General features: G+C 37.9%; 18 protein-coding genes and 1 pseudogene. 13 read left to right on the top strand and 6 right to left on the bottom strand.

What is annotated here, in order from left to right; all coding sequences use genetic code 11:
* Positions 1-113: 113 nt before the first annotated feature.
* The 8 genes from NSQ59_RS19495 (at position 114) to NSQ59_RS19460 (ending at position 10,354) form a co-directional block, all read left to right on the top strand.
* Positions 114-1,004 carry a nitrilase-related carbon-nitrogen hydrolase gene (locus NSQ59_RS19495; RefSeq protein ID WP_055740921.1) on the top strand — a complete coding sequence of 297 codons (891 nt, stop codon included), beginning with the start codon at positions 114-116 and terminating at the stop codon, positions 1,002-1,004.
* A 119-nt stretch (positions 1,005-1,123) separates the two neighbouring features.
* The gene (locus tag NSQ59_RS19490) at positions 1,124-2,458 is read left to right on the top strand and encodes an NAD(P)-dependent oxidoreductase (protein WP_340833179.1); all 1,335 of its coding nucleotides are present in this window, start codon (positions 1,124-1,126) and stop codon (positions 2,456-2,458) included.
* 149 nt (positions 2,459-2,607) lie between these two features.
* The gene (gene preA, locus NSQ59_RS19485; RefSeq protein WP_340832446.1) at positions 2,608-3,885 is read left to right on the top strand and encodes an NAD-dependent dihydropyrimidine dehydrogenase subunit PreA; all 1,278 of its coding nucleotides are present in this window, start codon (positions 2,608-2,610) and stop codon (positions 3,883-3,885) included.
* Between the two features lie 20 nt (positions 3,886-3,905).
* Positions 3,906-5,324 carry a dihydropyrimidinase gene (gene hydA / locus NSQ59_RS19480; protein WP_055740919.1) on the top strand — a complete coding sequence of 473 codons (1,419 nt, stop codon included), beginning with the start codon at positions 3,906-3,908 and terminating at the stop codon, positions 5,322-5,324.
* A 225-nt stretch (positions 5,325-5,549) separates the two neighbouring features.
* Positions 5,550-7,013, top strand: a complete 1,464-nt coding sequence (locus tag NSQ59_RS19475) for an NCS1 family nucleobase:cation symporter-1 (RefSeq protein WP_340832445.1) — start codon at positions 5,550-5,552, stop codon at positions 7,011-7,013.
* Positions 7,014-7,112: 99 nt separating this feature from the next.
* Complete coding sequence (locus tag NSQ59_RS19470) at positions 7,113-7,322, top strand: hypothetical protein (RefSeq protein ID WP_055740917.1); 210 nt, start codon at positions 7,113-7,115, stop codon at positions 7,320-7,322.
* A 138-nt stretch (positions 7,323-7,460) separates the two neighbouring features.
* On the top strand, positions 7,461-8,924 hold the full coding sequence (locus NSQ59_RS19465; protein WP_055740916.1) for a CoA-acylating methylmalonate-semialdehyde dehydrogenase: 1,464 nt from the start codon (positions 7,461-7,463) through the stop codon (positions 8,922-8,924).
* A 77-nt stretch (positions 8,925-9,001) separates the two neighbouring features.
* On the top strand, positions 9,002-10,354 hold the full coding sequence (locus NSQ59_RS19460; RefSeq protein WP_340832444.1) for an aspartate aminotransferase family protein: 1,353 nt from the start codon (positions 9,002-9,004) through the stop codon (positions 10,352-10,354).
* 35 nt (positions 10,355-10,389) lie between these two features.
* Here NSQ59_RS19460 and NSQ59_RS19455 read toward each other — a convergent pair whose 3' ends face one another.
* The 3 genes and pseudogenes from NSQ59_RS19455 to NSQ59_RS19445 all read right to left on the bottom strand — a co-directional run bounded on the left by NSQ59_RS19455 (position 10,390) and on the right by NSQ59_RS19445 (position 14,117).
* On the bottom strand, positions 10,390-11,376 hold the full coding sequence (locus NSQ59_RS19455) for an acyltransferase family protein (protein ID WP_055740914.1): 987 nt from the start codon (positions 11,374-11,376) through the stop codon (positions 10,390-10,392).
* Between the two features lie 464 nt (positions 11,377-11,840).
* Complete coding sequence (locus NSQ59_RS19450; RefSeq protein WP_055740913.1) at positions 11,841-12,035, bottom strand: YbdD/YjiX family protein; 195 nt, start codon at positions 12,033-12,035, stop codon at positions 11,841-11,843.
* Positions 12,036-12,040: 5 nt separating this feature from the next.
* A pseudogene (locus tag NSQ59_RS19445) lies at positions 12,041-14,117 on the bottom strand (carbon starvation CstA family protein).
* A 228-nt stretch (positions 14,118-14,345) separates the two neighbouring features.
* On the opposite strand from NSQ59_RS19445, the gene NSQ59_RS19440 reads away from it, so the two are divergent.
* Both NSQ59_RS19440 and NSQ59_RS19435 read left to right on the top strand, forming a co-directional pair.
* A complete protein-coding gene (locus tag NSQ59_RS19440) occupies positions 14,346-14,915 on the top strand; it encodes a GNAT family N-acetyltransferase (RefSeq protein ID WP_340832443.1) in 570 nt (189 codons plus the stop codon).
* A 334-nt stretch (positions 14,916-15,249) separates the two neighbouring features.
* Complete coding sequence (locus NSQ59_RS19435; protein ID WP_055740910.1) at positions 15,250-16,161, top strand: cation diffusion facilitator family transporter; 912 nt, start codon at positions 15,250-15,252, stop codon at positions 16,159-16,161.
* Between the two features lie 39 nt (positions 16,162-16,200).
* On the opposite strand, the gene NSQ59_RS19430 is transcribed toward NSQ59_RS19435, so the two are convergent.
* On the bottom strand, positions 16,201-16,872 hold the full coding sequence (locus tag NSQ59_RS19430; protein WP_055740909.1) for an SGNH/GDSL hydrolase family protein: 672 nt from the start codon (positions 16,870-16,872) through the stop codon (positions 16,201-16,203).
* Positions 16,873-16,945: 73 nt separating this feature from the next.
* Positions 16,946-17,899: a magnesium/cobalt transporter CorA gene (gene corA / locus NSQ59_RS19425; protein WP_055740908.1), complete on the bottom strand. Its 954-nt coding sequence runs from the start codon at positions 17,897-17,899 to the stop codon at positions 16,946-16,948.
* 253 nt (positions 17,900-18,152) lie between these two features.
* On the opposite strand from corA, the gene NSQ59_RS19420 reads away from it, so the two are divergent.
* Both NSQ59_RS19420 and NSQ59_RS19415 read left to right on the top strand, forming a co-directional pair.
* Positions 18,153-18,857 (top strand): gamma-glutamyl-gamma-aminobutyrate hydrolase family protein, encoded by a 705-nt coding sequence (locus NSQ59_RS19420; protein ID WP_055740907.1) that lies wholly within the window; start codon positions 18,153-18,155, stop codon positions 18,855-18,857.
* A gap of 172 nt (positions 18,858-19,029) precedes the next feature.
* A complete protein-coding gene (locus tag NSQ59_RS19415; RefSeq protein ID WP_340832442.1) occupies positions 19,030-19,959 on the top strand; it encodes a dipeptidase in 930 nt (309 codons plus the stop codon).
* Here the strand turns inward: NSQ59_RS19415 and NSQ59_RS27990 are convergent.
* The gene (locus NSQ59_RS27990) at positions 19,944-20,318 is read right to left on the bottom strand and encodes a DUF3899 domain-containing protein (protein WP_445669214.1); all 375 of its coding nucleotides are present in this window, start codon (positions 20,316-20,318) and stop codon (positions 19,944-19,946) included. The two genes, NSQ59_RS19415 and NSQ59_RS27990, sit on opposite strands and share 16 nt — an antisense overlap.
* A 142-nt stretch (positions 20,319-20,460) precedes the next feature.
* Between NSQ59_RS27990 and NSQ59_RS19410 the strand changes: the two genes are divergently transcribed.
* Positions 20,461-22,107: a peptide ABC transporter substrate-binding protein gene (locus NSQ59_RS19410; protein WP_055740904.1), complete on the top strand. Its 1,647-nt coding sequence runs from the start codon at positions 20,461-20,463 to the stop codon at positions 22,105-22,107.
* Positions 22,108-22,192 lie beyond the last annotated feature (85 nt).

The raw sequence follows: 22,192 nt of genomic DNA, 5'->3' as shown, positions 1-22,192 counted from the left end.
AAATAATTCAACTGAATCCTCTAAATAAAAAAGATAGGGATTTGTACATATTTCGGAAAAACGAAGCGTAAAATCTATTGTTCATTTTCAATAAATATAGGGGGTTTTAAGTGATGGCAGATAATGTAAGAGTTGGATTAATTCAAGCTTCCAATGATGTAGATGGAAATGAGCCAGTAGAGTTTCATAAAGAAAAGGCGATCGAAAAGCATCTTAAATTAGTAAGAGAGGCTGCAGCAAAGGGTGCACAAATTATTTGTCTTCAGGAAATATTTTACGGACCTTATTTTTGCTCGGAGCAAAATATAAAATGGTATGATGCTGCAGAAGAGATTCCAAACGGTCCCACAACAAAGCTATTTCAGGAAGTCGCAAAAGAGCTTGGAGTAGTCATTGTTCTTCCTATTTATGAAAGAGAAGGAATAGCAACTTACTACAATACAGCTGCGGTAATTGATGCTGACGGTTCTTATTTAGGGAAATACCGTAAACAGCACATACCGCATGTTGGGGTTGGAAATGACGGTTATGGATTTTGGGAGAAGTTTTACTTTAAACCTGGTAATCTTGGATATCCTGTGTTCGATACGGCATTTGCAAAGATTGGTGTTTATATATGTTATGACCGCCATTTTCCGGAGGGGGCTAGACTTTTAGGGCTAAATGGTGCTGAAATTGTCTTTAATCCATCTGCAACGGTTGCCGGATTATCTGAATACTTATGGAAGCTGGAACAGCCGGCACATGCTGTGGCAAATGGTTACTATTTAGCGGCAATTAACCGTGTCGGATATGAAGCACCATGGAATATGGGGGAGTTTTACGGTCAGTCGTATTTAGTAGATCCTAAAGGGAATTTTGTCGTCATGGCCAGCCGTGATAAAGATGAAGTGATTATTGGGGAAGTAAATAAAAGAATGATTCGAGAGGTTCGCGATACATGGCAGTTTTATCGTGATCGTCGCCCTGAAACATACGGTGATATGACCGCATTACTTCCTTAATTGCTTCGAAAATTGACAGTGAGTCAGAAATACTGACTCTATGAGTCCTGATATTTTTCATGTAGAGGGAAAAGGAGGTTTTCTTTTTGGAAAATGGAAAAAATCAGCGCATCTCTCTTATGAACTTAGAAGATAATTTTCAAGAAGTCAGTCCCGGCCTTACCAACCAAGAAGCGATTGAAGAATCAAACCGATGTTTATACTGTTATGATGCCCCATGCATTAAAGCATGTCCCACTGGAATTGACATCCCAGCATTTATCAAAAAAATAGCCTCAGGAAATTTATTAGGATCTGCAAAAACCATTATGATATCCAACCCTATTGGTGCCAGCTGTGCACGTGTATGTCCAACGGAAGAACTTTGCGAAGGTGCATGTGTTCTAAATCACTCGACGAAACCGATTATGATCGGAAACTTGCAAAGGTATGCTACTGACTGGGCAATAAAAAATGAACAGTCTCTCTTTAAGCCAGGTACATCGAATGGAAAGAAGGTAGCTATCATAGGTGGCGGTCCTGCTGGATTATCTGCCGCAAGGGAATTAGCGAGATTAGGATATGAAGTCACTATTTATGAAGCCTCTGAAAAATGCGGGGGATTGAATACGTATGGAATTGTTTCTTTTAGACTTCCACAGTCTATTTCCTTTTGGGAAGTAGAGCAAATTGAAAAATTAAATGTAAAAATTATTACCAATACAAAGGTTGGGAGAGATATATCCGCTTATGAGCTGCTGGATAACTTTGACTGTATTATTTTAGCAGCAGGTATGTCCAAGGTTCCGGATTTGAAAATTGAAGGTGAGGATTTGTTAGGTGTCTACGATGCCATCGAATTCGTTAAGGAAACAAAGAGCGGCAGCTTATCAAGAAATTTTATTGGGAAAAAGGTTGCAGTTATTGGTGCCGGAAATACAGCGATAGACGGTGCGACATGCTCTGTTCGCTTAGGAGCAGAAAATGTAAAAATCTTATATCGAAGAACGCAGGAAGAAATGACCGCTTATGATTTTGAATATGAATTTGCCAAAATGGATGGGGTGGAGTTCCGCTTTCTTACTGCACCTAAAAGAATTATAGGAGATGAGAATGGCAGAGTTACAGGAATCGAATGCTACAAAATGGAGTTAGGAGTACCTGACCCAGATGGGCGTCGAAGTGCCAAGCCTATAGAGGGATCAGAATTCATTATTCCGGTTGATGCAGTAATAAAAGCAATCGGACAAACGCGGCATCTTGAATTAATAGAAGCCTTTGGACTTAAACATGCAGATGGAGTTGTTCAAGTAAATCAGGAAACCTATCAGACTTCCAATCCGAAAGTATTCTCATGCGGCGATATTATTTTCGGAAAAGGAAAGGGAGAAGCAATGGTCGTCACAGCCGCAAAGCAAGGGAAAGAAACGGCTTATGCCGTTCATAAGCAGTTAACGTTAGTAGAATCGGTTTAATTTGTAGTGAAAGCGTTTTCTGATTATAAAAAGGGTATAAGTTATTTTTCTAAAAACAAGTAAAGAACTGTCTAGCTACAGCGCTTATCGGCTAGCGGATGAGCAAGGCGCTTTCGCTTTTCTAATAAATATGAAAAGGGGAGGAAAGGATGGCTGATTTAAGTATAAATCTAGCAGGTATCAAGTCTCCTAATCCGTTCTGGCTGGCATCGGCCCCGCCAACTAATTCAGGGTACCAGGTGCAAAGAGCTTTTGAGGCAGGATGGGGAGGCGCGGTCTGGAAAACCTTAGGGGAACCGATCTTAAATGTTTCTTCTCGATTTGCAGCTGTAAGCTTTAACGGCCAGCGGGTGGCAGGATTTAATAATATAGAACTCATTACGGACAGACCATTAGATATTAATTTAAAAGAAATATATGAAACAAAAAAGCGATTTCCTAACCATGCCATTATTGCTTCCTTAATGGTGGAACCTAAACAGGAAAAATGGCATGAAATTGTAAAAAGGGTAGAGGATGTGGGAGTGGATGGTCTGGAGTTGAATTTTGGCTGTCCGCATGGGATGGCAGAACGTGGAATGGGATCTGCTTCAGGTCAAGTGCCCGCATTAGTAGAAAAGCAAACCTATTGGGTAAAGGAAGTGGCTAAAACACCGGTTATTGTAAAACTAACACCTAATATTACGGATATTACTTCCACAGCTGAAGCAGCGGCAAATGGCGGTGCAGATGCAATCAGTATGATAAATACGATCAATAGTTTAGCAGGGGTGGATCTTGAAACATGGAATACGATTCCTCATGTTGGCGGTAAAGGTGCACATGGAGGATACTGCGGGCCGGCTGTAAAGCCAATCGCTTTAAATATGGTAGCAGAGTGTGCAAGAAATAATCGAATCAATGTTCCTATATCTGGAATCGGAGGAATATCTAATTGGCAGGATGCAGTAGAGTTCATGTTAATGGGTGCTACAGGTGTGCAGGTTTGTACAGCAGCCATGCACCATGGCTTTCGAATAATTGAGGATATGGTAGAAGGATTAAATCACTATTTAGATGGCAGAGGGATTAAGTCTGTTTCCGATATTATTGGGAAATCAGTGGAGAGATATTCTGATTGGGGAGAACTGGATCTTAATTATAATATTGTCGCAAAAATAAACACGGATATATGTATTAACTGCAATAAATGCCATATTGCTTGTGAAGATACTTCACATCAATGCATCGATATGCTGACAGATGAAAACGGTAAAAATTACTTAAAAGTTCGGGAAGAGGATTGTGTGGGATGTAATTTATGCTCCATTGTCTGTCCGGTGGATGGTGCCATTGACATGGTGGAGGTGCCAAGTGAGCTTCCGTCAATGACCTGGAACCAACGACAGTCTGCATTGGCATTGGGAGCTCTAAAATCGATGCCGTAAAAAAACGGAGGGGAAATCAGATGAGAAAACTTATAAAAAATGGAACGATTGTAACGGCAGCTGATACATTTCAGGCGGAAATACTAGTGGAAGATGGCAAAATCAGTGCAATCGGTACTAACTTACCATCAGCAGGTGCAGAAGTAATTGATGCAAAAGGCTGCCTAGTATTTCCCGGAGGAGTAGACCCTCATACACATTTAGATATGCCATTTGGAGGGACGGTAACAAAAGATGATTTTGAGACGGGAACTATAGCTGCTGCGTTTGGCGGTACCACTACTGTCATTGATTTTTGTTTAACAGAGAAAGGCCATCCTTTAAAAAAGGCTATCCAAACATGGCATGCTAAATCGAATGAAAAAGCCGTTATTGATTATGGCTTCCACTTAATGGTCAGTGAAATTAATGATGATGTATTGAATGAGCTCCCACAAGTCATAAATGAAGAAGGAATCACCTCTTTTAAAGTATTTATGGCCTATAAAAATGTTTTTCAGGCTGATGATGATACATTATTTCGCACGCTTTTATCTGCTAAAGAATTAGGAGCTCTTGTAATGGTTCATGCGGAGAATGGTGATGTGATTGATTATTTAACGAAAAAGGCTTTGGAAGAAGGAAAAACAGAGCCGATTTATCACGCACTGACCAGGCCTCCAGAATTGGAAGGGGAAGCAACAGGGCGAGCAGCGAAATTAACCGGGCTTGCAGATTCACAGCTATATGTTGTCCATGTATCATGTGCAGATGCTGTAGAAAAAATCGCGGAAGCTCGCAGTAAAGGATTGAATGTATGGGGGGAAACATGTCCTCAATATTTAGTACTGGATATAAGTGATTTAGAAAAGCCGAATTTTGAAGGGGCAAAATATGTTTGGTCACCTCCGCTCAGGGAAAAATGGAATCAAGATGTTTTATGGAATGCCTTGAAGAGCGGGCAGCTGCAAACAATTGGATCGGATCAATGCTCCTTTGATTTTAAAGGACAAAAGGATTTAGGCAAGGATGATTTTTCGAAAATTCCTAACGGAGGTCCAATGATTGAAGACCGAGTCTCCATATTATTTTCAGAAGGAGTAAAGAAAGGACGAATAACCCTTAATCAGTTCGTTGATATTATCTCCACAAGGAGTGCAAAATTATTTGGCTTATTCCCGAAAAAAGGTACTATTGCAGTTGGATCGGATGCAGATATCGTTATTTTTGATCCAACCATCGAGAGAGTAATTTCGGCCGAAACACATCATATGGCCGTAGATTACAATGCTTTTGAAGGAATGAAGGTAACAGGAGAGCCTGTTTCCGTTTTATCTCGCGGGGAATTTGTCGTTCGCGATAAGCAATTTGTAGGGAAGCCAGGAAATGGTAAGTATTTAAAGCGAGAAAAATATAATACTTACACCAAATTGAATCAAAATGAAACGATGTCAATTTAGTTTCAAAAGATAATTGATGAAAACTGTTCATTTTCGGAAAAAGGAAGGCGAGTATATCCTGTCAACGTATAAGTAGGCAAAAGAGAATCTCCTAAAAAGCGAGGCTCCATAATTTTTGTGACAAGGTGTCTAAAAGTAATTTAGGAGATTCTTATAAAAATAACTTTAGCAAGTACTCACCATTTCTCGAACATAGCGACTTCAATGAGAAAGGGGTTATGTTGAATGAAAAAAAATGAAAGTGAAATAGGTGAAAGTTCACTGATTAACCATGATTTAGCACCAACTACTGAGGAACAGCGAACATGGAAAACGGCAAATTTTGTCTCCATGTGGATGGGAGCTCTTAACAATATTCCCACGTATATAACAATCGGTGGTTTGATTGTTTTAGGTTTTTCACCATTGCAAGTTATTGGGATCGTACTAGTGGCTTCTCTCATCCTTTATGCAGCATTAACTCTTAATGGTCACACAGGATCCAAATTCGGGATTCCCTTTCCAATTATAGCAAGAACATCCTATGGTATCAGAGGTGCCAATATCCCTGCCTTATTGCGGGGGTTTGTGGCGATAATGTGGTTAGGTATACAAGCATATGCGGGAAGTACAGCACTAAGAATGGCGATTGCTAGCCTATGGCCAGCTTGGAATAACTTAGGAGGGGACATAACAATTTTAGGAATTGACCTTCCAGGGCTTCTTTCCTTTTTGATTTTTTGGTCCTTGCATCTTCTTGTTCTAAAGTCTGGAATGGAATCGCTGAAAAAAGTCCAAAAATGGACTGGGCCCATTGTTGCTGTTGTAATAATTGGAATGTTTATCTGGGCTTTAAAGATTGCCGGAGGGATGGGTAACATTTTTTCACTAGATGGAAAATATGATACGTTTGGAAAAGCATTCTTTCCTTTTCTTGCAGCAGTAACAGGTGTGATCGGTTATTGGTCCACTTTGATTTTAAATGTGCCCGATTTTACCCGGTTTGCCAGATCACAGAAAGATCAGATAAAGGGTCAATTAATTGGTCTACCGGTTATCTTTACGATTTTTGCATTTGCTACAGTAACAATTGTAGGAGCTACTGCAGTGGCCTATCATACACCTATTGCTGACCCAATTGCGACAATGAAACACTTCAACAGCCCTTTTCTTATTGCTGTTTCAGCATTATTGCTTTCCTCTGCAACAGTAACTGTTAATGTTATCGCGAATATGGTATCACCATCTTATGATTTGGCAAATTTGTTTCCAAAGTATATTGATTTTAAACGCGGCTTTTATTTAACAGCTTTCCTTGCTCTATTTACATTTCCATGGGAGATTATGAAAAATTCTGAAACGATTTTCACCATGTTAAATTTGATTGGAGGATTCCTTGGTCCAGTTGCTGGTGTGATGATTGCTCATTACTTTATCATTAATAAGCGCGAGGTCAATATGAAGGACCTCTATAGCTACCAAGGACAGTACATGTATTTTAAAGGATATAACTATCGGGCGTTCCTTGCTACTGTGGTTGGAGCCATCATTGCTCTAATCGGACAGTTCGTACCTGCAATGAAGGGTGTTTATGAAGTATCCTGGTTTGTTGGAGTAATCCTTGCCTTTTTCATTTACATTGCATTGATGCGTATTCATCCCCCTGTTCCGGTTACAAAGCAAGAATTAATAGTAGAAGAACCTCTTTAACAAACAAAAATAAATCTTTCAATTTAAAAGGGAGATAGATTGGGTTCCAAGCAGTGTACCTTTGGAATAATTTTATAAGGAATTGCGAGGAGAAATGACATGTCAGATTATCAGCAATATATCAATGAAAAGGATAATATCGATGATTTTATTCAAAAGGGATTTCTAATTAGCCATGTAAGAGAGAATTTGGACGGAGCATATGTAGAATTTTCTCATCCGGTGGAAGGGAAAAAGGAAACCGTTTTAATAGGAACAGCGAATGCCAGAAAATATTTTTCTAGCATTCTGATTCGACAGAATGGTTAAGAGATGAAATGAATAGAGAAAGAATTGGAAAGTATATGGTTTTCTGTCATATAAATGATATCAAGTCTATTGTCCAGGAAGTTTGGAGAAAAGACTGTAGAGCGCATGAAAATATTTTGTTGATATGGAGGACCAAGGATGAGTGTGACAAGTGATACAAAGGTAATAAAAAATTTAATAAATGGAGAATGGGTTAGCTCAAATAGCAAGGTAACACTTGATATACCAAATCCAGCTACAAATGAAATATTAGCTAAGGTGCCAGTCTCAACGAAAGAGGATGTAGATCAAGCAGTTGCAGCTGCTAAAAGGGCATTAATAGAATGGAAAAAAGTTCCGGTACCAAAGCGGGCAAGAATTTTCTTTAAATATCATTCTTTGTTATCAGAAAACCACGCGGAATTAGCAAAATTGATTGTGTATGAAAATGGGAAGGCGTATAAAGAGGCATACGGAGAAGTCGGGCGCGGGATTGAATGTGTGGAGTTCGCAACGGGAGCACCGACTTTAATGATGGGGGAAACTCTTTCCGGTATTGCGGAAGATATTGATTCTGAAATGTTTCGTTACCCATTAGGTGTTGTGGGAGGAATTACTCCATTTAATTTTCCAATGATGGTACCGCTGTGGATGTTTCCGTTAGCGATTGTTTGCGGGAACACATTTGTATTAAAGCCTTCAGAACGGACACCGCTGCTTGCAAATAAATTGGCTGAATTATTTACGGAAGCTGGTGCACCTCCGGGAGTACTAAATGTTGTCCATGGCGCCCATGATGTCGTGAATGGATTGCTTGAGCATAAAGACATTGCCGCCATTTCATTTGTCGGCTCACAGCCAGTTGCGAAATATGTCTATGAACGTGCCGCTGCACAGGGCAAGCGAGTGCAGGCTCTCTCAGGAGCTAAAAATCATCATATTGTAATGCCGGATGCAGATATTGAAAAAGCGGTTCAGCATGTGTTAAGTTCGACATTTGGAAGTGCCGGCCAGCGTTGTATGGCATGCAGTGCCGTTGTAGTAGTAGGAGAAAACGATAAATTCATAGATGCATTGAAACAAAAAGCGGATGATCTAAATATTGGGAATGGAATCGATGAAGAAGTATTATTAACACCTGTTATTCGAAAAGAACATCGCCAGAAAATTATCGGTTACATTGAAAAAGGTGTAGCAGAGGGTGCGGAACTAATTAGAGATGGGCGCAAGGAAATGGGGGAACACCCTGCTGGAAATTTTCTTGGACCAACCATTTTCGACCATGTCACACCTGAAATGACAATTGCAAAGGACGAGATTTTTGGACCAGTTTTAAGCTTACTTCGTGCGAAAGATTTAGACGAAGGATTAGAGTATATTAAACGATCACGTTTTGGAAATGGGGCAACCATCTATACCAACAATGCCAAAGCAATCCGTAAGTTTCGCGAGGAAGCGGATGCTGGAATGCTCGGCATTAACATTGGCGTCCCGGCAACAATGGCTTTTTTCCCATTTTCAGGATGGAAGGATTCTTTTTACGGAGATCTTCACGTAAATGGAAAGGACGGTATCAACTTTTACACAAGGAAAAAAATGATTACGTCGAGATTTGATGCATAATAAGCAATACCTTTGCAAGAGGTACGGCAGATTATTAATATATCCTTTCAAAAAAATGAAACAGGAGGAATGAGTAGATGGTGCAAACAAGTCATTCCCACGAGACTTTAATAGGGCAGGATGAAAGATATGTCTGGCACTCTATGAAACCATATAATCCAAAGGCGACGATTGTTGCAGAAAAAGCGGAGGGATCATGGGTTACGGATTCAGATGGAAACCGGTATTTAGATGCGATGGCAGGGTTATGGTGCGTAAATGTAGGTTATGGGAGAAAGGAGCTTGCCGAAGCAGCCTATGAGCAATTAAAGGAAATGGCATACTTTCCGCTTTCGCAAAGCCATATTCCTGCTATTAAGCTGGCAGAAAAACTGAATCAGATGTTAGGAGACGAATATGTAATCTTTTTCTCCAATAGTGGTTCTGAAGCAAATGAAACGGCATTTAAAATTGCTCGCCAATACCACCAGCAAAAAGGGGAATATAATCGTTATAAAATTGTTTCACGCTACCGTGCTTATCACGGAAATACAATGGGAGCTTTGGCAGCGACAGGGCAAGCACAACGAAAATTCAAATATGAACCGCTTGCTCCAGGGTTTATACATGTTTCTCCTCCAGACTCATACAGGGATAAAGAGAATGTTTCGAATCCAGCCGAACTTTCTTCTGTGAAGGAAGTCGACCGTGTCATGACATGGGAAAATAGTGAAACGATTGCTGCGATGATCATGGAACCGATTATTACAGGTGGCGGGGTACTTATTCCTCCTGATGGATATGTGAAAGCGGTAAAGGAGATTTGTGATAAGCATGGGGCGCTTTTAATCGTGGATGAGGTTATTTGCGGTTTTGGGCGAACAGGTAAACCATTTGGCTATATGCATGAAGATATTAAACCGGATATTATTACGATGGCAAAAGGAATCACGAGCGCCTATTTGCCGCTATCTGCGACCGCTGTTCGAAAAGAGATTTATGAATCCTTTAAAGGAACGGAAGAATATGACTATTTCCGCCATGTAAATACCTTCGGCGGAAATCCGGCGGCATGTGCTTTGGCGATAAAGAATTTAGAAATAATGGAAACCGAAAATCTATTTGACCGTTCCCATCATCTCGGTGAAACGTTAAAAAAGGAATTTGCCACCCATCTCAAAAATCACCCGTATGTAGGGGATGTTCGCGGAAGAGGTCTATTAGTTGGGATTGAACTGGTAAAGGATAAGAAAACAAAGGAACCGTTAGAAGTGGACTTGGTGAACCAGGTCATTGCTGCATGTAAACAAAATGGGCTATTTATTGGCAAAAATGGCACAACGGTTGCAGGCTATAATAATGTGCTTACCCTATCACCACCACTAAATATTGAGCGGAACGATTTAGATTTTATTGTAAAAACACTAACGGATAATTTAAATAAACTATAGCAATAAGAAAAAGGTAGGGGAAATCCCTTACCTTTTTAAATCTTCAGTTCTATCAATGGCCGAGTATATTTTTTGATAAAGTAGCTTCCAAGTAATAAACAAATTCCTAATGAGAAGAGCAATAATGTGATGTATTGATCCGAAACTGCATTTAATGTATCGTCAGAAACGAATGTTTCAATGGTTTTAATGATAAATCCGTGTAACAGGTATACGTACAAGGTGCGTTCTCCAATTACCGTCCACTTAAATCCGCCAGATGGAACAATGGATAAAAATCCGTAAATAACAATTGCTGTTAAGAAATACTGTGCAGCACGAATGAATCCATCTGTTATTTCCTTATTCCCCATTCCCGCATAGGAAGTATCTCCAAGCAGCCATGGTACTGCGTCTTTAGGGAAGAATGTTCCGAATAACAGCATTGTTCCAACAAGGACGACAAACCCGATAAGCGTAGAATATTTCACTTTTTTTACAAGTTCTAAATGCTTTCGCTCTAACAGGAATCCAAGGAGGAAGTAAGGGAAAAATACAAAGGTCCTGGAAAGAGAAAGAAAGCTGCCTACATGATCCCAGTATCCAATTCCAATTCCAATCACTACTGAAATTCCTAAACCTACCCATCTTAACTTGGCAAAAACATACAGCAACAGATTCCAACAGAACAGGCTTAATAAAAACCATAATGTCCAATGAGGATGGAGGAGGTCGATATTAAGGCTGGAATCATGGCCGTTCCAATAATAGAAAATAGAATAGATTACTTGAAAAATAACATATGGTACTAAAATCTTCTTAACCGATTTCCAGAGATGCCCTTTCTTATGAAAGCCCTTTGAAAAATATCCGGAAATAAGAATGAATGCCGGCATATGAAATAGAAAGATGACTGAATATAAGGTAAACAAAATATTATCATTACTTTTCAAAGGACTTATGACATGACCGAACACCACTAAAAATATTAAAATGAATTTTGCGTTGTCAAAGTACAGACTCCTACTGGAAGAGGAAGCCATACTTAACACCTCCTGAACTTCATTCTAAACGAAATCAACCCTATACTAGTATAGCTCTTTTAATACCCTTTTCATGATGTTATAAACTAGTTTGAATGTCCCGTTTCAATAAAAATGGGTAATGAAATAAAAGATGTAGCTTCTAGCAATGATTGTCCATTATGCACTAATACTACTGTACGATATTATTGTTACAGAGATATGAAAAAAATTTTAAAATGAAATGAAAATTCGATATCCAATTTGCTATTTTTGAAAAAAAAGATACATTGGAAGGGAGAAACTAGGGGAAATACCAAATATATTAAAAATACATAAAAAAAAAGACACCTTTATCTCAATGGATAAAAATGCCTTTCAAAAACTTTAAACTATTTAACACCTTTCGTCACTGTCTAGGTACACTTTTCCGATTTTTGCGTCTTCTCCGTACGCCGATGAGCAAAGCGCCTACGCTTTTCTTATCAACAGCAGCGATTTACTTTACCGCTTTCATATTTTTCTTTTAATGCAAACATATAATATTCCTTTTCAGACATTATAGGTTCATTTGGATGTTTTCTTTTCTGATGTTCAACGTATTGATCATAATTGGGAAGGCCAAAAATGACCTTAATATTACATTGAATTTTCTTGAAGGTTGCTGCAAGTGAATTCATGATCCTCACCTACTTAACGGTACATTTGGAAACTTTGTTTGAATAAACGGCGTTTCATGCAGCTGAGCTTTTTTCTTCTTAACCAGAATGTTATACCATACTCTTAAGGAATCAATTACCATTAAGAGCACGATGGCAATAAAGACAATCGTTAAAGTAGCATCCAATCGGTCATTAAAGACAATTTGCTTCATGACATCCATGCTCGTTGCTGGACCTACAACCTTTCCGCTGTCGATACCGTCCTGATAAATTTTTGCATGGGCGAAAAATCCAATGGCAGGCACTTTTGAGAATAATTTCATAAATGCTGCTGTAAGTGTAGTGACGGTTAAGAAAACATACGGAATAATTGTCACCCAGGAGTAACGGGCTTTTCCCATTTTAATAATAATGGTAGTTGCAACCGCAAGAGCAATAGCTGCAAGCATTTGATTGGATATTCCAAACAATGCCCATAGGGAGTTGATACCGCCAAATGGGTCAATTGCACCTTGATACGTGATATAGGCCCACCCTAAAGTAATGAGGGCTGAAGCAATAATATTTGCTATAAGATTGTTCGTTTTTGCAAAAGGCTTATAGAAGTTACCAACCAAGTCCTGTAACATAAAACGCCCAATTCTTGTGCCTGCATCTATGGTGGTTAAGATAAATAGTGCCTCAAATAGAATGGAAAAAATGATACCAGAATGCTTTCGCTCCAGCTAAAAAGCTTGTGAAAATTTCTGCCATACCTACTGCAAGAGTCGGTGCTCCGCCGGTTCTGGAAAGAATGGAGGCTTCCCCAATATCCTTTGCTGCATTAGTGATATCACTAGCTGAAACTTGGAATCCCCAAGTGGAAATGACGGATGCCGCATTGGCTGCATCTGTACCAATAGCTGCCGCGGGAGCATTCATAGCAAAATATAGCCCTGGATGAAGGGAACATGCAGCAATTAAAGCCATAATAGCGACTCCGGACTCCATTAACATACCGCCATAACCGATAAAACGGGCATGGGACTCTTTTTCTATCATTTTCGGAGTTGTTCCAGAAGACACAAGGGCGTGGAAACCAGAAACAGATCCGCAAGCAATGGTTATAAATAAGAAAGGAAATAAGTTACCGGCAAATACTGGTCCAGTTCCATCAATAAATTTACTGATTTTTGGCATATGCAGATCAGGAAGTACGATTAAAATACCAGCTGCCAATAGAAAGATGACACCAATTTTCAAAAATGAGCTTAAATAATCACGAGGAGCAAGCAATAGCCAAACAGGAAGGATGGATGCCACAAAACCATAAATCCCAATCATAACAGCCAGTTGCCCGCCAGTGAATGTAAACATTTTAGCTAGTTCAGGGTCTGCAGCAATATATTGGCCACCCCAAAGAGCTATCATGAGTAATACAAATCCAATGATAGATCCTTCTAATACTTTACCTGGACGGATGTACCGCATATATATACCCATTAGAATCGCAATCGGTATTGTACATGCGATGGTAAATACACCCCAAGGTGAACCGGCAAGCGCTTTCACCACTACGAGTGCTAAAACAGCAAGTAAGATAATCATAATGGCTAAAATTCCAATAGATGCAATAATCCCACCGAATGGACCTACTTCTTCCTTTGCCATTTGTCCCAGTGACTTACCGTTTCTTCTCATGGATCCCATTAGAATAACACCGTCTTGGACTGCTCCTGCCAAGACAACCCCAATAATAATCCAAAGTGCACCAGGCAAGTATCCCATTTGAGCGGCCAATATTGGACCTACCAGTGGACCTGCACCGGCAATCGCCGCAAAATGATGACCGAATAATACCCATTTATTTGTGGGCACGAAATCTTTCCCATCATCATTTACTTCTGCTGGTGTTGCCCGGTTATCATTTAGCTTGAAAATCTTATAAGCGATAAATTTACTATAAAACCTGTATGCTACTGCATAAGTACAAACAGCGGCAACAACCAGCCATGCAGCTGAAATTGTCTCACCATTGGCTAACCCAAGTAATGCAAAAGCAACAGCGCCAAGAATAGAAATAATAGTCCAAATTAAAATGGAAAGAAGCTTTTTATTCAATTCTCTATACTCCCCTCTACCCAAAATCTATTAGAACAAGAAATATTCGAATAATTTATAGTTAGCCCTCCTAACGAATGATTTTGAATATTCCTAATTCAACAAAAATAATAACCTAGACAACCTGAATTATCAAGTGCAAATTGCGTCTTATCCAATATTTGTTACAAATATTTTCCGACATTATTATTATTTTGATAAAATAAGTATGACAAGGAGGAATATACATTGATTAGATTTGGAAAAAAAAATGAACCTGAAAATTATGTGGAAGAGATAGCAGCTTTAACGTATGAAATTCTGAAGGATTTAGGAATTGACGTTCTTCAGAACCAATCACAAAGGAAAGTAGTGAACTTTCTTAAGGAATTATATAGGAAGGATCATAATCGTTTTAGCTATCATAATACGCTTGTGAAAGAATCAGATGGGCAAATCTTTGGGATAGCTATCATATACCATGGCATGGATGCACAGGAATATGATAAGAATTTTGTTCAACATTTGCAGCAGGAGTTTCATTGTAGCCAAATAGAGCTTTCAAAGGAAACGGAGAAAGATGAGTATTATTTGGATTCATTAGCTGTTTCTCCCAATCATCGTAAAAAGGGAGTAGGCGGTGAACTGTTAAAAGCATTTGAAAATGCTGGGTACGAGAAGGGATTTCATAAATTATCCTTGAACGTGGATGAAGACAATACAAACGCATATCGATTGTATGAGAAAAATGGGTTTGTATATGAGTCTACATTTGACTTATATGGGCATCCTTATTTACATATGGTTAAGTATATTTAAAAGTTATATTATTAACCTATTTTCAAAAACGGGGAGAAAGTTTGATAAGAGCAACATTTTTAGAATAATATCAAACAGTTCACCTCAAATTAAAAGCGTACATATGGGCAAAAATCTTTCTCTAGACCCACCTGATGACGATTTGTTAAGATAACAATGCTGCTTTCTTATAAGTTGTTATCCTCTCATGCGCAGAATCCTAATGAAGTATAGTTTCAGCGCATCTTTTCTTAGAAGAATATCCATTCTAAAGTCGAATGAGTAATTCTATTGGATTTCAACATGTTTAAGAAAAGAGTCGTGACAAAAGACTTTTCAATGAGGTGTTTATACAGTGGGTGCACGTGAATCTTTAGCGAGAAGAGTCGCTTGGATAAGTGTTTGGAGCAATCTTGTCTTAACAATTGGAAAAATTCTAGCCGGGTGGTTTGGACGAAGTGATGCCGTTATGGCAGATGGAATTCATTCCAGCGCGGATGTATTTGCCTCTATCATCGTACTCTTGGTGATTAAAGTTGCCAATAAACCTGCAGATGAAGATCATCCATACGGACATGGAAAGGCAGAGGTAATAGTCTCCGGGGTAGTAGGGATATTGTTATTGCTAATATCCTTTTATATATTATATGAAGGAATAACAGGCTTCTTTCATCCTATTGAACCGCCAAGACTTTTGGCAATGTGGATTGCCATCCTATCATTCGTAATGAAGGAATTATTATACAGATGGTCCTATAAGGTTGCAAAGCAGCATAGCAGCAAGGCAATTGAAGCAATTGCTTTAGACCATAAGGCCGATATTGTGGCTTCGATCGCTGCGGCATTCGGGGTATTCATTTCTTATTTGGGCACTACATTTGACCTTCACATCTTGTTGTATGGTGATAAAGTAGCAAGTATTTTTGTAGCATATTTAATTTTTAAAATATCAAAGGATATGTTAAACGAAGCTTTTCAAATTCTTATTGAGCGAAATATCGATATGGAAATCCTTCAAAGCTATATATCCACCATATCGGAGTTCGCGGAAGTAAGAAGAATTGATAAAATTCGTGCCCGCGAGCATGGAAATTATATTTTAGTTGATTTGCGAATTTCTGTAGATCATTTTAAAACAATAAAGGAAGGACATGATCTTTCCAGGGAAATTAAAGAAAAGCTTATGGAGAAAAATGATAATATAAGGGAAGTCCTTATTCATTTAAATCCATATTTTCCTGAGGAATCGAAAATAGATGAGAAATAAAGAAATACTGCTGAAAAAACATTCAGCAGTATTTCTATTCTACAGACCTAAATCCTCATAAATTTTCTTTCCCATCACATAGTATCCCTCTGGGGTTAAGTGAATGCCGTCATCACTTATTAATTCCTTTAAATCCCCAGCTTTCTTAATAGCCGTACGGACATCAATGCTTAGCACATCCAACTGCTCAATTAATAAAGAAAGGCTGCGATTATACAAACCATGCCAATGCTCGATTCCGCCTACATAACTAATCCAATGGCTAATTGATTTTCCATATTGATTTGCGATGGATCGATAATATCTTACTGGATCTAATGGTGGAAGAGTTAACAATAATGGTTTTATACCTGATGTTTTGAACTTTTCGACCATGTATTTTATGTTCTTTATATAAATTTGGAGTGGAACAATTGGCACATGTTCCGCTTCCGGTTTTTTGGCGACTTCATCCCAATGGAAGTTACAGTCATTACCGCCGACACAAATAATAACAATATCGGGATGCTCCGATATAACATCTTTTTCAATCCTCTTTAATAATAAGTTAGAGTTATCGTTAAATACGCCCTTATTAACGACATCTATAGTAGAATCATTTGCAAAAAATCCCTGCAAAAATGCTGGATAATTTTCTTTTAATATTCTTAATCGGCCTTTAACAAAGGAAACTCCTCTTGTAATACTATCTCCAAAACATACAATCTTCACATTAAATCCTCCAAAAATTGATTGAATACGTGATCTTGTAAATATTTTAGACCTTTAAAGTAAAAAAGTCGATTTATTCAATTTTATCATTGAACCAACCTTTTTTCTTAAAATAAAGCGGAATCCCGATTCCAATCGTAAGCATAATAATCCATACAAATAAATACCCATATTTCCATTTCAATTCTGGCATGTGTACAAAATTCATTCCATACACCCCAACTATGAAAGTAAGAGGCAAAAAGATGGTGCTTAAAATCGTCAATTTAATCATGATTTGATTGCCGTGAAAAGCATTTAGAGATATGTATGAATCTCGAATGTCTGCTGTGAGTTCACGTGAATCTTCCACAATTTCAGATAGCCTCAGCAAATGATCATAAATATCGCTAAAATAGCCGTGGTATTCCTGAAAGTCTGGGATACGACTGGAGTTAATGATTCTATATACTAAATCACGCATAGGGTAAATCGTTCTTCGCAGCCGCAATAGATCACTTCGAATATCAAATACCTCATCCATCAATGCCGTCGTGGATAATCCCTTTGTATTATCTTCCGCATCATTTAGGCGATCCTCCATGGAATAAATGATAGGAAAATATAAATCAACGGCTTCATCCAGAATAGCGTGGAATATCAGTAAAGGTGTATTCAACGCACCTGATTCAATTTTTTTATTAACTTTATCCAGATACATAAGCGATTCAAAGTGAAAGGTAACGATGAAATTTTTCCCCAGGAAACAGTCTATTTCTTTCACCACCGAGGTTTCCGGATTTAAGGCATGAAAAACAAAAAAAGTATAATCTTCATAATGGTCAAGCTTAGGTCTTTGAATATATAAAAGACAGTCTTCAATCGCAAGAGGATGAAAATGAAAAAAAGTAGATAAAAGTGCTGATTCATTCTGCGTTGGGTTTTCAAAATCAACCCAATACCATCTGTATTTATTACCAGATAAGTCGTCTAGACTTATATCTTTATGTAATGTTCCGTCGTGAGCAAGTGCGACAATCCTTAACATTAAACCACCTAGTTCCATAAACTTTTTACATCTATTAATAATATTCATTTAATAATATACCCTTATAGAAAAATGAAATCATTATTTTTAGTAAAAATATCCTTTGTTTTTATGTTTGGTGATGGATGTGAGCGAAGGTTAACCTTTTTAAAGAAAAATAAATTTTAGAAAGATTCATAACATTTGATAGTTATTCCTCCAAATTACGATATAATGAAATCACAACATGAGTTTAATAAAGGGGTGACGATTAGTGAAGCCACTAATAGGAATTACAGCACATGTGGAGTTAGATTCAAAACATACTCTAGCCAATGATTATATTCAAGCAGTCATTAAGGCTGGCGGTATCCCGGTACTTCTACCAATTGGAATTGATGCCGATGTAAGACAATTGGCAAGTAGACTTGATGGTTTAGTTCTGTCAGGAGGTGGTGATATTGATCCCACTCTATTTGGGGAAGAACCTCATCCTAATCTTGGAACCATATCTCCTGGGCGTGATAGCTTAGAGATTGCACTCATCCAAGAAATGCTGGACAGGGATAAACCTATTTTGGCAATTTGCCGAGGTATTCAAATATTGAACATTGCTGCTGGAGGTGATATGTTTCAAGATATCTATAACCAAATAGATACTCCTTTGCTCCAGCATTCACAAAAAGCATCCAGATCTCATTTATCCCACTATGTAAAAGCGGAGCCTAATAGTTTACTAGCTAACATTGCAGGTCAATCTGAATTTAAGGTAAACTCCTTTCATCATCAGGCTGTAAGAAATGTTATCCATCCGCTTGTAATCACGGCACTTGCTTCTGATGGAGTGATTGAGGCAATTGAGAGTGTCCACCACTCATTTGTGGTTGGAGTCCAATGGCATCCAGAACCATTAGCATTAAATGGAGACCATATTTCTATGCAGTTATTTATAAAATTTGTAGAAGCTTGCAAACAATAAAGGCTCTTTTCTTAAACTATGTAGCTTTTGTAGATGAAAGCCTTATAAGCATCTTTATCCGGGATATGAATGAACAGCCATTATGGTAAAACATGCCCCGAAAGTAAATTTGTATCATTTACGAAAAACAACAATCTGTACGAAAACAAGCATATTAATTGAGGTGATAGTAATGAATATTATTGATCTGCACTGTGATGCATTAATGAAACTTGCTGATGCAAAAGGAAAATTAAATTATGCGGATGCCCCTGAATTAGATACAAATAAAATCCGCCTTCAAAAAGGCGGAGTGAAGGTCCAATGTTTTGCTATTTTTATTCATCCTAACATGAAGGCCGAGCAAAAGTTTCAAGATGCACTTGATCAAGTGGATTATTTCTATAACGAAGTGCTTGCCAAAAATCCTGAAATGAAACAAATCAAGGATTGGAATGACTTTGATCAATTAAATCATGGGGAAATAGGGGCGATGCTCACCCTTGAAGGCGTTGATGCAATTGGAAACGACATGCATAAATTAAGTATACTGTATCAACTAGGTGTTCGTTCGGTTGGCTTAACGTGGAATAATGCAAATTTAGCTGCAGATGGTGCAGGGGAACCGCGCGGAGCTGGATTAACGGCCTTTGGAAAAGAAATTGTCCAATTCAATAATCAGCATCACGTGTTTACGGATGTTTCCCACCTTTGTGAACAAGCGTTTTGGGACGTGATGGAGTATGCAGATTATCCTATTGCTAGTCATTCTAATGCTAGGGCAGTTTGTGATCATGTAAGGAATTTATATGATCAGCAGGCAAAGGCTATGTTTGACCGCGGCGGTTTAATCCATGTGGTATTTTGCCCGCAATTTGTTAAAGCTGGAGGTAAAAATGTAACAATTGCGGATTTAATAAAGCACATAGATCATTTCTGTTCCCTTGGGGGAGTAAATCAAATTGGTTTAGGGTCAGACTTTGATGGAATCGAAACCTATATTCATAATCTTGAAGATTCTTCTATGTATCAAAACCTAATTAATGAACTATTAAAGTATTACTCTGAGGACCAAGTAAAAGGCTTTGCATATCAAAACTTTTTGGATCACCGTCCAAAATAAACAATTTTCAGTGAAAAAAGAATACTGATCAAACAATAACATAACCCTATGTATATCCAAGGTTTTGGGGGAATTGGCTTCTTTTGGGTTGGATAATATTCGATCACTTTTCCCTCAATTTCCTGGATAATTTGCTCTTTCTTGTTTATTACCCGAAAAAAATGCTTGAAACTATGTATAAAGGCGGAAAAGAAGTTGCTCGACCAAACTAAAATAATACTGCCTATTAATAAATAAATTAAGCCCAAGTAGAATAAGGCATTAGTCCACAATAGGAAATTCCATTCATGAAAAACGAGAAATATATACGGAAAAGATAAGATAAGCGATATGCCAGCACTTAAATATATTTTTTTCATATAATATCAACCTTTCTTAAGTAGTAAATATATTTTATCATATTTAATATTTTTTCAATATTTAAATTAGTGTTGAAAGTTATTAAAAAAAGATATAAACTATTTCGTAAATAGAAAAAATTCGATTAATAGGGGGAAGCTCATGAATAGAAAAAAAGTAATACCTTTTATTATTTTTTTTGTAGTTGCTGCTTTAGCACTTTCGGGGTGCGGTTTTAGTGCCAATAAGGAAACGGGATCCAAGGAAACTGAAAAAGGTAATAAAGGAAGTGCAAAACAAGTATTAAATGTAACCGCTTCCGCAGAAATTCCCACTATGGACTCCACGAAAGCACACGATGCAGTAGCATTTACAGTGTTAAATAATACAAATGAAGGCTTATACCGACAAGATCAAAATAATCAACCGATTTTAGCTATGGCCGAAAAAGATGATGTAAGTTCTGATGGCCTCGTACATACCTTTACCATTCGGGATGCGAAATGGAGCAATGGCGACCCTGTTACGGCCCATGATTTTGAGTTTGCATGGAAAAGGGTATTAAAGGAAGCGGGACCATACAACTATATGTTTGTAACCGCTGGTGTTAAAAATGCCCAGGCTATCATTGACGGCAAAAAGTCTGCGGATGAATTAGGCGTCAAAGCAATGGATGATAAAACATTGCAAGTTACATTAGAAAATCCTAATCCATTATTAGAAACGTTGCTTACCTTTGGAACATTTCTTCCGCAAAATCAAAAATTTGTAGAGAAATTGGGCGATAAGTACGCTTTGGAAGCAGATAATTTATTATCTAACGGACCTTTCAAATTGGCGGAATGGAAGCATGAATCAAGCTGGAAATATGTTAAAAATCCAACATATTGGGATGCAAAAACCGTTAAGCTGGATGAAATTAATGTGTACGTTGTAAAAGATGATGCAACCGGATTAAACCTTTACGAGAGTAAAAAAGTCGACAGGGTTGGCTTAACGGCTGCTACTGTAGATAATTACCGCGATGATAAAGAATTTAAAACCAACACATTAGCTGGAATTGGTTTTCTGCGATTCAATCTAAATAACCCGATATTAAAAAATAAAAATATCAGAAAAGCAATCAATTTTGCCATTGATAAGAAAGGCTTAACAGATATTGCTTTAAATAATGGTGCCGTGCCATTATATGGAATTGTACCAAAGAATTATTATTTCTCTCCTGATAAAAAAGATTTCAGGGAGCTAAATGGTGATTTATTAAAGGGTACAAAAGAAGAAGCGAAGAAATATTGGCAAGAGGGTTTAAAAGAAGCAGGTGCTAAATCTGTTAAATTATCCATCAATATTTCAGATGCAGAATCAAGTAAACAAATGGCAGAGTTTATTCAATCTCAATTAGAAACAAATCTTCCAGGTTTCAAATTAGAAATTAAAGCTGTACCGTTTGAGCAAAGACTCGAAATTGAAAAATCTATTAAGTATGATATTTCTTTATCGACATGGGGACCTGATTATAGTGATCCAATGACTTATTTAGATATGTGGGTAACTGGAAGCTCATCAAATCGTGAGGATTACTCAAATCCAAAATATGATGCACTTGTTGAAAAGGCACGTCTTGAAACAGACAAAGCAAAACGATATGAAATGTTATTGCAACTTGAAAAAATGTTGTTGGAAGATGATGTAGCAATTGCTCCATTATACCAATCTGGAGAGGCAATATTACAGCACAATAATATTAAAGACCTAGTGGAACATCCGAGTGGAGCAGATTTTAGCTATAAATGGACATATATCGAATAAAACAAACTGCTAAACATGAAAGAGGATGTATCGATTGGTGCATCCTCTTTCATTTTCTAAATATTCGGATAGACAAGCTGTTCAT

This window comes from Margalitia sp. FSL K6-0131 (assembly GCF_038008735.1).
Classification (GTDB): Bacteria; Bacillota; Bacilli; order Bacillales; family Bacillaceae_C; genus Margalitia; species Margalitia shackletonii.
The sequence above is the reverse complement of the archived record's forward strand: the minus strand, read 5'-3'. Positions and strand labels throughout refer to the sequence as shown.

Coding starts and splice junctions, on each gene's coding strand:
- NSQ59_RS19495 (WP_055740921.1), top strand. CDS start 114: ATGGCAGATAATGTAAGAGTTGGATTAATTCAAGCTTCCAATGATGTA.
- NSQ59_RS19490 (WP_340833179.1), top strand. CDS start 1,124: ATGAACTTAGAAGATAATTTTCAAGAAGTCAGTCCCGGCCTTACCAAC.
- preA (WP_340832446.1), top strand. CDS start 2,608: ATGGCTGATTTAAGTATAAATCTAGCAGGTATCAAGTCTCCTAATCCG.
- hydA (WP_055740919.1), top strand. CDS start 3,906: ATGAGAAAACTTATAAAAAATGGAACGATTGTAACGGCAGCTGATACA.
- NSQ59_RS19475 (WP_340832445.1), top strand. CDS start 5,550: ATGAAAAAAAATGAAAGTGAAATAGGTGAAAGTTCACTGATTAACCAT.
- NSQ59_RS19470 (WP_055740917.1), top strand. CDS start 7,113: ATGTCAGATTATCAGCAATATATCAATGAAAAGGATAATATCGATGAT.
- NSQ59_RS19465 (WP_055740916.1), top strand. CDS start 7,461: ATGAGTGTGACAAGTGATACAAAGGTAATAAAAAATTTAATAAATGGA.
- NSQ59_RS19460 (WP_340832444.1), top strand. CDS start 9,002: ATGGTGCAAACAAGTCATTCCCACGAGACTTTAATAGGGCAGGATGAA.
- NSQ59_RS19455 (WP_055740914.1), bottom strand. CDS start 11,376: ATGGCTTCCTCTTCCAGTAGGAGTCTGTACTTTGACAACGCAAAATTC.
- NSQ59_RS19450 (WP_055740913.1), bottom strand. CDS start 12,035: ATGAATTCACTTGCAGCAACCTTCAAGAAAATTCAATGTAATATTAAG.
- corA (WP_055740908.1), bottom strand. CDS start 17,899: ATGTTAAGGATTGTCGCACTTGCTCACGACGGAACATTACATAAAGAT.
- NSQ59_RS19415 (WP_340832442.1), top strand. CDS start 19,030: ATGAATATTATTGATCTGCACTGTGATGCATTAATGAAACTTGCTGAT.
- NSQ59_RS27990 (WP_445669214.1), bottom strand. CDS start 20,318: ATGAAAAAAATATATTTAAGTGCTGGCATATCGCTTATCTTATCTTTT.
- NSQ59_RS19410 (WP_055740904.1), top strand. CDS start 20,461: ATGAATAGAAAAAAAGTAATACCTTTTATTATTTTTTTTGTAGTTGCT.